Here is an 11,959-nt window from a genome sequence, read left to right on the forward strand (position 1 = left end):
GGCCCCGTTCACAGGGTCCGCAGCGCGTGGTCGAGGACGCGGACGCCGAAGTGCAGGGCCTCGACGGGCACCCGCTCGTCGACGCCGTGGAAGAGCGCCCAGTAGTCGAAGCCGGGCGGCAGCTTCAGCGGGGAGAAGCCGTAGCCGGTGATGCCGAGGCGGGAGAACTGCTTGGCATCGGTGCCGCCCGCCATGCAGAAGGGGATCACATGGCCGTCCGGGTCGAACCGCTCGACCGACTCGCGCAGGATCCCGTACGTCCGCCCGTCCACGGGGGCCTGCAGGGCGACCTCCCGGTGGTGGAACTCCCACCGCACGTCGGGGCCGGTCAGGGCGTCGAGGGTGGCGGTGAACTCGGCCTCGCCGCCGGGCACGGTGCGGCCGTCGACGTAACCGGTGGCGTGCTCGGGGATCACGTTGAGCTTGTAACCGGCGCTCAGCATGGTCGGGTTGGCGCTGTTGCGCACGGTGGCGCGGACCAGGGCGCCGGCCGGGCCGAGTGCGTCGAGGAGCTCGTCGACGTCGAGGCCCGGGCGCCGCGGGTCCACCGTCAGGCCTTGCAGGGCGGCGAGTTCGGTGATGCAGGCGGTCACGGTGTCCGTGAGGCGGACCGGCCATTCGTACGCACCGATCCGCGCGACGGCGGCGGCGAGCCGGCTGACGGCATTGGCCCGATTGGGCTTGGAGCCGTGACCGGCGGTGCCGTGCGCGGTCAGCTTCAGCCAGGCGGTGCCCCGCTCCCCCGCCGCGATCGGGTAGAGGGCCCTACCGCCGGGGCCGCCGTGCACGGTGAAGGCCCCGGACTCGCTGATGCCCTCGGTGCAGCCTGCGAAGAGCCCCGGGTGATGGTCGGCGAGGAAGCCGGACCCGTCGACCGCGCTGTCCTCCTCGTCGGCGGTGTAGGCGATCACGATGTCCCGGCGCGGTTTGACTCCCGCGCGCGCCCAGGCCCGTACGACCGCGAGCACCATCGCGTCCATGTTCTTCATGTCGACGGCGCCGCGCCCCCAGACCACCCCGTCGCGGATCTCGCCGGAGAAGGGGTCCACGCTCCAGTCGGCGGCCTCGGCGGGGACCACGTCGAGGTGGCCGTGGACGAGGAGGGCCTCGGCGGAGGGGTCGGTGCCCTCGATCCGGGCGACCACGTTGGTGCGGCCGGGGGTGCGCTCCAGCAGGAGCGGCTCCAGGCCGGCGGCGGCGAGGCGCTCGGCGACGTACTCGGCGGCGGGGCGCTCGCGGCAGTCGCCGCCGCCCCGGTTGGTGGTGTCGATCCTGATGAGGTCGGAGGTGAACGCGACGGCCTCGTCGAGTGCGACCGCGTCCACCACGGCCGCCCTGTCCACCGCATCCGTCCGGTCCCTGCGGTCCGCCCCGCCCACCGGATCCGCCGCGTCGACGGCGCCGGCCGGGACCTCGGCGTTGATTGCGCACATGTCAGCCATACTGCTCCTCCACGGCCGCCGAGACGACCGTCGTGACGGCTTTGAAGGCCCGGATCCCCTCGTACATGGTTTCGCTGGAGTACGCGACCTTGCGCTCGCCGGACCGCTCCACGCCGGGGACCACCGTCGCGGACATCGCCAGGTGCGCGGCGTCGAACTCCAACTCCACGGTGAAGGGGCCGCCACGGACCGGCTCGTGCCGGACGGCCAGGGCGGTGGCCTCCTTGGCGGCGGCCCGGATGTCGGCGGCGGTACGGGCCGGGGTGCGGCACACGGCGGCGTAGCGCGAGACGTGGTCCTTGACGGCGACGGTCGCGGCTCCCGGGGCGTATCCGGCGGCGTCCACGCAGGTGAGGTCGTCGCCGGTGACCAGGATGACGGGGACCCCGTACTCGGCGACGACGTGCGCGTTGAGCAGGCCCTCGCTCGCTCGTGTCCCGTTGACCCAGACGCCGGTGATGGAGTTGGCGAGGTAGGTGTGGGCGAGGACCCCCTCGGAACCGGCTCCGGTGTGGTAGCCGATGAAGGCGACGCCGTCGACGTCGCCGTGCTGGACCCCCTCGACCATGGAGAGGGTCTTGTGCCGGCCGGTGATCATCTCGGTGCGGGCGTCGAGCTTCTCCAGGAGCAGGTTGCGCATGGACCAGTGCGCCTCGTTGATGAGGACCTGGTCGGCTCCGCCGTCGTAGAAGCCGAGTACGGCGGCGTTGACGTCGGAGGTGAACATCGCGCGGCAGCGGTCCCACTGCGGGGTTCCGGGCAGCACGTCCGCGGGCCAGGTGACGCCGGTGGCGCCTTCCATGTCGGCGGAGATGAGGATCTTCATCGGGCCCCCGGGCGGTCGGTTGCGCTCAGGATGCCACCCTAGCCGCCGAGGCCCTCGGAGGCCGTGGGGCACACGCCCCGGCGCGGCGCGCGGTGCGGCGCGTGCGCGCGGCGCGTGTGTGCGGCGCGTGTGTGCGGCGCGCGGTGCGGCGCGTGCGCGCGGCGCGTGTGTGCGGCGCGTGTGTGCGGCGCGCGGTGCGGCGCGTGCGTGCGGCGCGCGGTGCGGCGCGTGCGTGCGGCGCGCGGTGCGGCGCGTGCGTGCGGCGCGCGGTGCGGCGCGTGCGTGCGGCGCGCGGTGCGGCGCGTGCGTGCGGCGCGCGGTGCGGCGCGTGCGTGCGGCGCGCGGTGCGGCGCGTGCGTGCGGCGCGCGGTGCGGCGCGTGCGTGCGGCGCGTGCGTGCGGCTTCCGCGCCCGGCGGCGCCCCGGCACCCGTCGGCCCGCGGCCCGCCCGCGGCCTGCGGACCGTCAGCGTGCCGGGTTCACCCGATCCGGTGAGGCCGCTGTCCCGGCCTCACCGTCAACGCCGTTGCTCAGCGCTCCACTTCGGTGGCCAGGTTCTCCAGCACGGAGTCGTAGATCCGGCCGAGGCCCTTGGGGGCGAAGGTGCGCTCGAAGAAGCCGCCGATGCCGCCGGCGCCGTTCCAGACGGTGGTGACCACAGCCTTGGACTTGCCCTCACCGGCCGGGGTGACGCGCCAGGTGGTGACCATGGAGGAGTTGCGGTCCTTCTCCACCAGCTCGCCGTCGGTGGGCTCGCTGACCTCCAGCAGGCAGTCGCGTACGCGCTTGCTGGTGGCCTGGAGCTTCCAGTGCACCAGGGTGCCCTCGCCGTCGCCGCCCTCGCGCACCTCGTACTCGCTGAAGTGCTCGGGAAGCAGCTTCCCGCGGGTCCCGGTGTAGTCCGCCAGCGCGTCGAACACCGTCTCCGCGTCAGCCGCGATGATCCGCTCCGTGGTGGCCTCGACCTGCGCCATAGCTGTTCCTCCAGCAGTTGTGTCCGCTCGTCACGGCGAAGCCAACCACCTCCGGGGCGGTGGCCCAAATCCGGGTCGGACGTGGCAGCGGAGCTTGACCAGGAGCGCGTCCCGGGGCGGCCCCTCCGGGTGCCTGGTCCTGGCGCTCTCCCGGGATCCAGGCCGGGGCGAGTGGTGGACGCAGGCGTCCGGGCCGCCGTGGGCGGCGTGGCCGCCGGGCGCCGTGGCCGCCGCGGGCACCGCGGGCACCGCGGGCGACACACCACGATCCGCGTTCCAGCCGTGGCCGAAACCTCGCGGACCCGCTCCCGGGTGATCAAGGGGATTTCGATCCGCACGATCATGGGAACGTTTGTTCTATTCTTTCGCCGAGCTAGCGAGGGAGGCGCACCATGCGCTGGGAGAACCTGACCGAGGGACCCGCGGGTCCGGCCGCGCTCTTCGGAGCCGACGCCGTCGTGACCCGCACCATCGACACCCCCGAGTTCCGAGGGATCACCTTCCACGAGGTGCGCGCCCGGTCGATCGTCAACCGGGTGCCCGGCGCCTCGCGCATGCCGTTCGAATGGACCGTGAACCCCTACCGGGGATGCAGCCACGCCTGCGTCTACTGTTTCGCCCGCAAGACGCACAGCTATCTCGACCTCGACACCGGCCTCGGCTTCGACTCGCAGATCGTCGTCAAGACCAACGCTCCCGAACTGCTGCGCCGCGAGCTCGCCTCGCCCCGCTGGACCGGCGCGCACATCGCCATGGGCACCAACGTCGACTGCTACCAGCGCGCCGAGGGCCGCTACCGACTGATGCCCGGGATCATCGAGGCACTGCTCGAGCGCGCCAACCCCTTCTCGATCCTCACCAAGGGCACGCTGATCCTGCGCGACCTCCCCCTGCTGCGGGAGGCCGCCGAGGTCACCGAGGTCGGCATATCGGTCTCGGTCGGCTTCACCGACGCCGCTCTCTGGCGGACCGTCGAGCCGGGCACCCCCTCCCCCGCCGCCCGGCTCGCCGCCGTGCGGACCCTCACCGACGCCGGGATCGAGTGCGGGGTGCTGATGGCCCCGGTGATCCCCTTCCTCGGGGACTCCCCGGAGCAGCTGCGGGCGACCGTACGGGCCGTGGCCGAGGCCGGCGCGACCTCCGTGACACCCCTGGTACTCCATCTGCGGGCCGGGGCACGCGAGTGGTTCATGGCCTGGCTGGGCGCCCACCACCCCCACCTGGTCCCCCGCTACGAGCGGATGTACGCGGGCGGGTCCTACGCGCCCACCTGGTACCAGCGCCGGATCACCCGCCAAGTCCACGAACTGGCTGCCGAATTCGGCATCGGCCCGGCCCGGCGGGGCGACGCGCGCAGGACCGTCACGCCGGAGCGTCCGGACGATCGCACGCCCGCCGGGGCCACCCAGCTCAGCCTCCTGTGACGGCCGACACCGCCTGAACGGTCATCACATCGGGCCAATCAGCGGCCCAATCCCGCCTTCCAGGCGCGGTTTCCGGGACGATTCCGCCCAGAACCCTCGGCTGGGAGGCCCCATGCTCCACCCCTTGAAGAAGCGCGCCGCTGTCCTGCTGTCGATCTCCACCGTCGCCGCCGCTCTCGCGAGCCCGGTCACGGCCGCGCCCGCCGCACCGGGCGACCCGGCCGCCCAGGCGCCGGCGCGGGCCGCGCTGCGCTGGACCGGCTGCAAGACCCCGCGCTACCCGACGCTGCAGTGCGCGTCCCTCAAGGTGCCCCTGGACCACGCGCGGCCCGACGGTCGGCAGATCACCCTCGCCCTGACCCGGGTCCCGCACACCGGCCCCACCTCCCAGGGCCCGCTGCTGGTCAACCCGGGTGGCCCGGGCGGCAGCGGCCTCAGCCTCGCCGGTTACATCGCCTCCGCCCTCCCCAAGGAGGTGGCCGCCCAGTACGACGTGATCGGCTTCGACGCCCGGGGCGTCGGCAAGAGCGAGCCCGCCCTGGACTGCGCGGCCGGCCACTTCAAGCCCGCCCGCCCGGACTCCGTCCCCATGGACGAGGCCACCGAGCGGGCCAACCTGGACCGGGTGCGCTCCTTCGCCGAGTCCTGCGGTACCAAGCACGCGGACGTGCTCCCGTACATCGACACCGTCTCGGCCGCCCGGGACATCGAGGTGCTGCGCGGCGCGCTCGGCGCGGAGCGGATCAGCTACTTCGGCTACTCGTACGGCACCTACCTGGGCGCGGTGTACGCCAAGCTCCACCCGGGCCGCGTGCACCGGCTCGTCCTGGACTCCGTGGTCGACCCGAGCGGGGTCTGGTACGAGGACAACCTCGCCCAGGACCTCGCCTTCGACGCCCGCCACAAGGCCTTCCTGGCCTGGGTGGCCACCTACGACGCCACCTACAAGCTGGGCACCGACCCGGCCGCGGTCGAGCGGGCCTGGTACGCGATGCGGGACGCGCTGCGGGAGCGTCCGGCGGGCGGCAAGGTGGGTCCGGCGGAGCTGGAGGACACCTTCATGCCGGGCGGGTACTACAACGGCTACTGGCCGAACCTGGCCGAGGCCTTCGCCGCCTTCACGGTGGCCAAGGACCCGAAGCCGCTGGTGGCCGCGTACGAGCGGTTCGGTGCGGTGGAGCCCTCCGCGGGCAACGGCTACAGCGTCTACACGGCGGTCCAGTGCCGTGACTCGGCCTGGCCGAAGGACTGGAACCAGTGGCGGGCGGACATGTGGCGCACGCACGCCGAGGCGCCGTTCATGACCTGGAACAACGCCTGGTACAACGCCCCGTGCGCGTTCTGGCCGACGGAGCCGCTGGACGCCCCCGACGTGACCAACGCGGATCTCCCGCCCGCGCTCCTGCTCCAGGCGACGGAGGACGCGGCGACCCCCTTCGCGGGGGCGCTCAGCATGCGGGAGAAGCTGAAGGGCTCGGCCCTGCTGGTCGAGGAGGGCGGCGGCAACCACGGCATCGCCCTGAGCGGCAACAAGTGCCTCGACGAGAAGGTCGCGGCCTACCTGGCGACGGGCAAGGCCTCGGACGCCACCTGCCCCGCCCAGGCGGCGCCGAAGCCGACCACGGCGACCCGCGCGGTGCCCGCGTCCGCCGGCGGCGCGGCCCTGCACGGCCTGCTCGGCTTCCGGGGCTGAGGCCCGGCGGGTGGCCGGGCCGACCTTCCCGAACTCCTCGTCCGGATCGGGGCCTTCGCGATCACCGCCCGCACGGGCGGGCCGCGGCCCTCAGTCCAGGCTGCGCAGCGCGGCCGTCGCCGCCACCGCCAGCCGGGGGTGCGACTGGGCGCGGGTGAGGAGTTCGCGGGCGCGGGGGTCGGCGAGGGCGCCGAGGCCCTCGACGCAGGCCAGGGCCACCCGCCAGTACGGCTCGTGCGGGGACAGCAGCCGTCCCAGGGTGGCCAGCAGGGCCGGTACGGACTCGGGCGCGCGCAGGGCGGTGAGCAGCCGCACGGGCTGCAGGGCGTAGGCCGTGCGCAGGCCGTTGGTGGCGAGGGCCGCCGCCGCGCGGGCGGTGCGGGGGTCGCCGAGGACGGCCAGCGCCTCGGCGGCGGCCGCGCACCGGGCCGGGTCCCGGTGGTTGAGGAGCAGGACGAGGGCTTCGAAGGCCCGACGGTCTCCCGCGAGGCCCAGCCGGTACGCGGCCAGTTCGCGGGCCCACAGGGGCAGTCCGGCCGAGGTCAGGGAGGCCGCGAGGCCGTCGGGGGCGGCCGTGAGCAGCACCTCGTACTCGGGTGACGGTCCCGCCTCCGCCCGCAGGCGCTCCAGCACGTCGTTCACCCGGCCACCCTAGGGGGACACAGCGGTCGCCGTGCCGGGTTTCGGGACATCGGAGACAGCCGGTTGATCGATGATCGATGATCGGTACATTTGGGCGGTACAGGTCACATCTCCGCGCTCTGGCGGACCAGTTACCGGCGAGTTACTGTCGTTTCAACACGTACGAGGGCGGCCTGGTGACGCAGCCGCCTCGTGTCGGTCGGTTCGTATCTCCACGGCGTGACCCCGGGACAGGGTCGCGTCGTTTCCGCCCCCGGGACTCATCTCCCCGTGGGCTCCCCTTCTCGGGCCCCCTCACCCCGGGCCCTTCCACCGCACGGCTCTTCCGTACGGCATCCGCGCGCGCCGTGCGCCGCGCGCCCCTCAGTCGTCACCCTCTTCCACTGGAGTCCCTCGATGGACCGTCAGTCCAGTCAGCCCACCCTCCAGACCATCGCCGTCGTCGGCCTCGGCACGATGGGCACCGGCATCGCCGAGGTCCTCGCCCGATCCGGCCGCGAGGTCATCGGCATCGACATCAGCGAGGCCGCCGCCCACCGGGCTGCGACCGCCCTCGCCGCGGCCACCGCGCGCTCCGTCGCCCGGGAGCGGCTCACCGAGCAGGAGCGGTCCGACGTGCTCGCCCGCTTCCGGACCTTCACCGACCTGGGCGCCGCCGCCGAGGCCGATCTGGTCATCGAGGTCGTCCCCGAGTCGTACGAGATCAAGCAGCAGGTGTTCCGCGAGCTCGACGCGATCGTGCGGCCCGACACCATCCTCGCCACCGGCACCAACGCCCTGTCGGTGACGCGCATGGCCGCCGAGTCGCAGCGTCCGGAGCGCGTGCTGGGCCTGCACTTCTTCAACCCGGTCCCGGCGATGAAGCTGGTCGAGATCGTCTCCTGCGTCCTGACCGCCCCGCCGGCCGTCGAGGCGGTCACCGAACTGGCCCGCGAGCTCGGCAAGGAGCCCGTCCCGGTCGGCGACCGGCCCGGTTTCGTCGCCGACGGCCTGCTCTTCGGCTACCTCAACCAGGCCGCCGCGATGTTCGAGGCGCGGTACGCCTCCCGCGAGGACATCGACGCGGCCATGCGGCTCGGCTGCGGACTGCCCATGGGCCCGCTCGCGCTGCTGGACCTGATCGGCGTGGACACCGCCCGTACCGTTCTGGAGGCCATGTACGCCTCCTCCGGCGACCGGCTGCACGCCCCGGCCCCGATCCTGGGCCAGCTGGCCGAGGCCGGCCTGACCGGGCAGAAGTCCGGCCGCGGCTTCTACACGTACGAGGCGCCGGGCAGCTCGGTGATCGTCCGCGACCTGCAGACCCCGCTGGACGGGTCCCTGGTGGGCGGCGGCCGCCCCGTGAACTCGGTCGGCGTGGCCGGCTCGGGGACCATGGCGAGCGGGATCGCCCAGGTCTTCGCGCAGGCCGGTTACAGCGTGGTGCTCGCCGCCCGCAGCCAGGAGAAGGCCGAGGCCGCCAAGGCCGCGATCGGGAAGTCCTTGGGCCGTGCGGTGTCCAAGGGCCGCCTGACCGAGGAGGGCGCCGCCGAGACCCTGGCGCGGATCACGCCGGCGGGGTCGCTGGACGCCTTCGCCGAGGTGGACCTGGCGGTGGAGGCCGTCGCCGAGGACCTGGCGGTCAAGCAGGAGCTGTTCGCGGCCCTGGACAAGGTCTGCAAGCCGGGTGCGGTGCTCGCCACCACCACCTCCTCGCTGCCGGTGATCGCGGTCGCCCGCGTGACCTCGCGTCCGCAGGACGTGATCGGCATGCACTTCTTCAACCCGGCCCCGGCGATGAAGCTGGTCGAGGTGGTCCGGACCGTCCTGACGGCCGACGACGTGCACGCCACGGTCCGCGAGATCTGCCTCAAGGTGCGCAAGCACCCGGTGGACTGCGGCGACCGCGCCGGCTTCATCGTGAACGCACTGCTGTTCCCGTACCTCAACAACGCGATCAAGATGGTCGAGCAGCACTACGCCGACATCGACCAGATCGACGCGGCGATGAAGCTGGGCGGCGGCTACCCGATGGGCCCGTTCGAGCTCCTCGACGTGGTCGGCCTGGACGTCTCGCTGGCCATCGAGAAGGTCCTGCACAAGGAGTTCCGCGACCCGGGCCTGGCCCCGTCCCCGCTGCTGGAGCACCTGGTGGCGGCGGGCTGCCTGGGCCGGAAGACCGGCCGCGGATTCCGTGAGTACGCCGCCCGCCGGTAATCCGTCGGGCCACGAGCCGGATGCGTGGGGAGGGCTGCTCGGGCCCGCCGGACCCTCACGGCGGGCCAACCCTCACGAGCCCAGTGCGGGCCCTCCCCCGCATCCACCCCTCTCCCACCCCCCGCAGGCGCGCTCCCCTGCACGAATGAAGTACTTTCGCTCTATGTCCCAGCCCGCCAAGAACTCGCCCCGCGCCGCCACGGCCTCCGACACTCCGGAGAGCCCGGCCGGCACCAAGGCGGCCGCTCAGCGGCTCAAGATGCGTCGCGAGCTCGCCGCCGCGGCCATGGAGCTCTTCGCGACCAAGGGGTACGAGGCGACGACGGTCGACGAGATCGCCGCGACCGCCGGCGTCGCGCGGCGGACCTTCTTCCGGCACTTCCGGTCCAAGGAAGAGGCGATCTTCCCGGACCACGACGACACCCTGACCCGCGCCGAGGCCGTCCTGGACGTGGCCCCGGCGCACGAGCACCCGCTCGACACGGTGTGCCGGGGGATCAAGGAAGTCATGAAGATGTACGCCGCCTCGCCGGCGGTGTCGGTGGAGCGCTACCGGCTGACCCGCGAGGTGCCGGCGCTGCGGGAGCGGGAGATCGCCTCGGTGGCCCGGTACGAGCGGCTGTTCACCCGCTACCTGCTCGCGCACTTCGACGAGCAGGACCACCACGACGGCAACGACGACCCGCTGCTGGCCGAGGTGGCCGCCTCCGCGGTGGTCACGGCCCACAACCACGTACTGCGGCGCTGGCTGCGCGCGGGGGGCCAGGGGGACGTGGAGGCGCAGCTGGACCACGCCTTCTCGATCGTCCGGAAGACCTTCGGTTCGGGCATCGGGGCGGGTCGCACCCCGGGCTCGGCGCCGGCTCTGCCCGCGGCCGTCCGTACGCAGGGCGAGGTACTGGTGGCGGTGGCCCGCACCGATGCCCCGCTGGACGAGGTCATGCGCACCATCGAAGAGGCGCTGCGCGCCAAGTAGTCACGCTCGTCGAGTCACTCCCCCGGCCGTCGCCGGGGGGGTGCCCCTCGTCACAGCGGCCGCTCCCTGAACGGGAGCGGCCGCTTTCGTTTGTCCCGGGTTGCCCCTACTCGCGGGTAACTCTGATCGATCATCGCTCATCGGTGCAGGTCAATCGGCAAATGAGAGAAAGTTTTGGCACGCGGTGCCTTGCCGGGTGACACGGGGTGCCATACGTTGAAGTCGTCCGGATGTCCCCGCGACCCACACCCACCCGGTGTGGAACGCGCCCCGGATTGCCTGCGTCACCAGGCACCGCACGCCTCACCACGGGCGTAGCCCAGCAGCATCGCACCAGCCGGACCGACGGCACACACCCGCACCACGCACCCCCGTTCCCCTCAGCGCACCCTCATCAGCGCTAGCCGGAGGCTCTACCGTGAAGGACATCCTGGACGCGATTCAGTCGCAGTCCGCCACCGCCGCAGACTTCGCGGCCCTGCCGCTGCCCGACTCGTACCGCGCGATCACCGTGCACAAGGACGAGGCGGAGATGTTCGCGGGGCTGACGACACGCGAGAAGGACCCGCGCAAGTCCCTTCACCTGGACAACGTCCCGGTGCCGGAGCTGGGCCCGGGCGAGGCCCTGGTCGCCGTCATGGCCTCCTCGGTCAACTACAACTCCGTGTGGACCTCGATCTTCGAGCCGGTCTCCACCTTCAGCTTCCTGGAGCGCTACGGGCGCCTCTCGGAGCTCACCAAGCGCCACGACCTGCCCTACCACGTCATCGGCTCCGACCTCGCGGGCGTCGTGCTGCGCACCGGCCCCGGCGTCAACGCCTGGAACCCGGGCGACGAGGTCGTCGCCCACTGCCTCTCGGTCGAGCTGGAGTCCTCGGACGGCCACAACGACACGATGCTCGACCCCGAGCAGCGCATCTGGGGCTTCGAGACCAACTTCGGCGGCCTCGCCGAGATCGCCCTGGTCAAGTCCAACCAGCTGATGCCCAAGCCCGACCACCTGAGCTGGGAGGAGGCCGCCTCCCCCGGTCTGGTCAACTCCACCGCCTACCGCCAGCTGGTCTCCCGCAACGGCGCCGGCATGAAGCAGGGCGACAACGTCCTGATCTGGGGCGCCAGCGGCGGCCTCGGCTCCTACGCGACCCAGTTCGCGCTCGCCGGCGGCGCCAACCCGATCTGCGTGGTCTCCAGCCCCGAGAAGGCGGACATCTGCCGGGCCATGGGCGCCACCGCGGTCATCGACCGCAACGCCGAGGGCTACAAGTTCTGGAAGGACGAGAACACCCAGGACCCGCGCGAGTGGAAGCGCTTCGGCTCGAAGATCCGCGAGCTGACCGGCGGCGAGGACATCGACATCGTCTTCGAGCACCCGGGCCGCGAGACCTTCGGCGCCTCGGTGTACGTCACCCGCAAGGGCGGCACCATCACCACCTGCGCCTCGACCTCCGGCTACATGCACCAGTACGACAACCGCTACCTGTGGATGTCGCTCAAGAAGATCGTCGGCTCCCACTTCGCCAACTACCGCGAGGCCTGGGAGGCCAACCGCCTGATCGCCAAGGGCAAGATCCACCCCACCCTGTCGAAGGTCTACTCCCTGGAGGACACCGGGCAGGCCGCCTACGACGTCCACCGCAACCTCCACCAGGGCAAGGTCGGCGTCCTCGCGCTGGCCCCCGAGGAGGGCCTGGGCGTCCGCGACCACGAGATGCGCGCCGAGCACCTCGACGCGATCAACCGCTTCCGTAACGTCTGAGTCCGTTCAAAGGCCTAAGGGACAGCCTGAG

The 11,959-nt window shown here is 72.6% G+C and carries 9 protein-coding genes; 5 read left to right on the forward strand and 4 right to left on the reverse strand.

Going from position 1 to position 11,959, the window contains the following annotated elements:
- Positions 1 to 8: 8 nt before the first annotated feature.
- From BCL76_RS01800 to BCL76_RS01810, 3 genes are all read right to left on the reverse strand, one after another.
- Entirely contained in the window at positions 9 to 1,433 is a 1,425-nt protein-coding gene (locus BCL76_RS01800; RefSeq protein WP_109777463.1) for a M20/M25/M40 family metallo-hydrolase, read from the reverse strand.
- A 1-nt stretch (position 1,434) separates the two neighbouring features.
- Entirely contained in the window at positions 1,435 to 2,268 is an 834-nt protein-coding gene (locus BCL76_RS01805) for a M55 family metallopeptidase (RefSeq protein WP_109777464.1), read from the reverse strand.
- Between the two features lie 529 nt (positions 2,269 to 2,797).
- The gene (locus tag BCL76_RS01810) at positions 2,798 to 3,241 is read right to left on the reverse strand and encodes an SRPBCC family protein (RefSeq protein WP_030729835.1); all 444 of its coding nucleotides are present in this window, start codon (positions 3,239 to 3,241) and stop codon (positions 2,798 to 2,800) included.
- A 392-nt stretch (positions 3,242 to 3,633) separates the two neighbouring features.
- On the opposite strand from BCL76_RS01810, the gene BCL76_RS01815 reads away from it, so the two are divergent.
- Together BCL76_RS01815 and BCL76_RS01820 are read left to right on the forward strand one after the other, a co-directional pair.
- Complete coding sequence (locus tag BCL76_RS01815; protein WP_109777465.1) at positions 3,634 to 4,665, forward strand: Rv2578c family radical SAM protein; 1,032 nt, start codon at positions 3,634 to 3,636, stop codon at positions 4,663 to 4,665.
- 112 nt (positions 4,666 to 4,777) lie between these two features.
- On the forward strand, positions 4,778 to 6,358 hold the full coding sequence (locus BCL76_RS01820; protein WP_109777466.1) for an alpha/beta hydrolase: 1,581 nt from the start codon (positions 4,778 to 4,780) through the stop codon (positions 6,356 to 6,358).
- 90 nt (positions 6,359 to 6,448) lie between these two features.
- On the opposite strand, the gene BCL76_RS01825 is transcribed toward BCL76_RS01820, so the two are convergent.
- Positions 6,449 to 7,000 carry a HEAT repeat domain-containing protein gene (locus BCL76_RS01825; protein WP_109777467.1) on the reverse strand — a complete coding sequence of 184 codons (552 nt, stop codon included), beginning with the start codon at positions 6,998 to 7,000 and terminating at the stop codon, positions 6,449 to 6,451.
- Between the two features lie 396 nt (positions 7,001 to 7,396).
- Between BCL76_RS01825 and BCL76_RS01830 the strand changes: the two genes are divergently transcribed.
- From BCL76_RS01830 to ccrA, 3 genes are all read left to right on the forward strand, one after another.
- A complete protein-coding gene (locus BCL76_RS01830) occupies positions 7,397 to 9,196 on the forward strand; it encodes a 3-hydroxyacyl-CoA dehydrogenase family protein (protein WP_109777468.1) in 1,800 nt (599 codons plus the stop codon).
- Positions 9,197 to 9,359: 163 nt separating this feature from the next.
- Positions 9,360 to 10,172, forward strand: a complete 813-nt coding sequence (locus BCL76_RS01835; protein WP_109777469.1) for a TetR family transcriptional regulator — start codon at positions 9,360 to 9,362, stop codon at positions 10,170 to 10,172.
- Between the two features lie 418 nt (positions 10,173 to 10,590).
- Positions 10,591 to 11,928, forward strand: coding sequence for a crotonyl-CoA carboxylase/reductase (ccrA, locus tag BCL76_RS01840; RefSeq protein WP_030729858.1), 1,338 nt, complete (start codon positions 10,591 to 10,593; stop codon positions 11,926 to 11,928).
- The last annotated feature ends 31 nt before the right edge of the window (positions 11,929 to 11,959 follow it).

The organism is Streptomyces sp. CG 926, assembly GCF_003148825.1.
Classification (GTDB): Bacteria; Actinomycetota; Actinomycetes; order Streptomycetales; family Streptomycetaceae; genus Streptomyces.

Bases quoted from the DNA above. Each gene is read 5' to 3' on its own strand.
- BCL76_RS01835 (WP_109777469.1), top strand. From the start codon at position 9,360: ATGTCCCAGCCCGCCAAGAACTCGCCCCGCGCCGCCACGGCCTCCGAC.
- BCL76_RS01820 (WP_109777466.1), top strand. From the start codon at position 4,778: ATGCTCCACCCCTTGAAGAAGCGCGCCGCTGTCCTGCTGTCGATCTCC.
- BCL76_RS01815 (WP_109777465.1), top strand. From the start codon at position 3,634: ATGCGCTGGGAGAACCTGACCGAGGGACCCGCGGGTCCGGCCGCGCTC.
- BCL76_RS01805 (WP_109777464.1), bottom strand. From the start codon at position 2,268: ATGAAGATCCTCATCTCCGCCGACATGGAAGGCGCCACCGGCGTCACC.
- BCL76_RS01800 (WP_109777463.1), bottom strand. From the start codon at position 1,433: ATGTGCGCAATCAACGCCGAGGTCCCGGCCGGCGCCGTCGACGCGGCG.
- BCL76_RS01810 (WP_030729835.1), bottom strand. From the start codon at position 3,241: ATGGCGCAGGTCGAGGCCACCACGGAGCGGATCATCGCGGCTGACGCG.
- BCL76_RS01830 (WP_109777468.1), top strand. From the start codon at position 7,397: ATGGACCGTCAGTCCAGTCAGCCCACCCTCCAGACCATCGCCGTCGTC.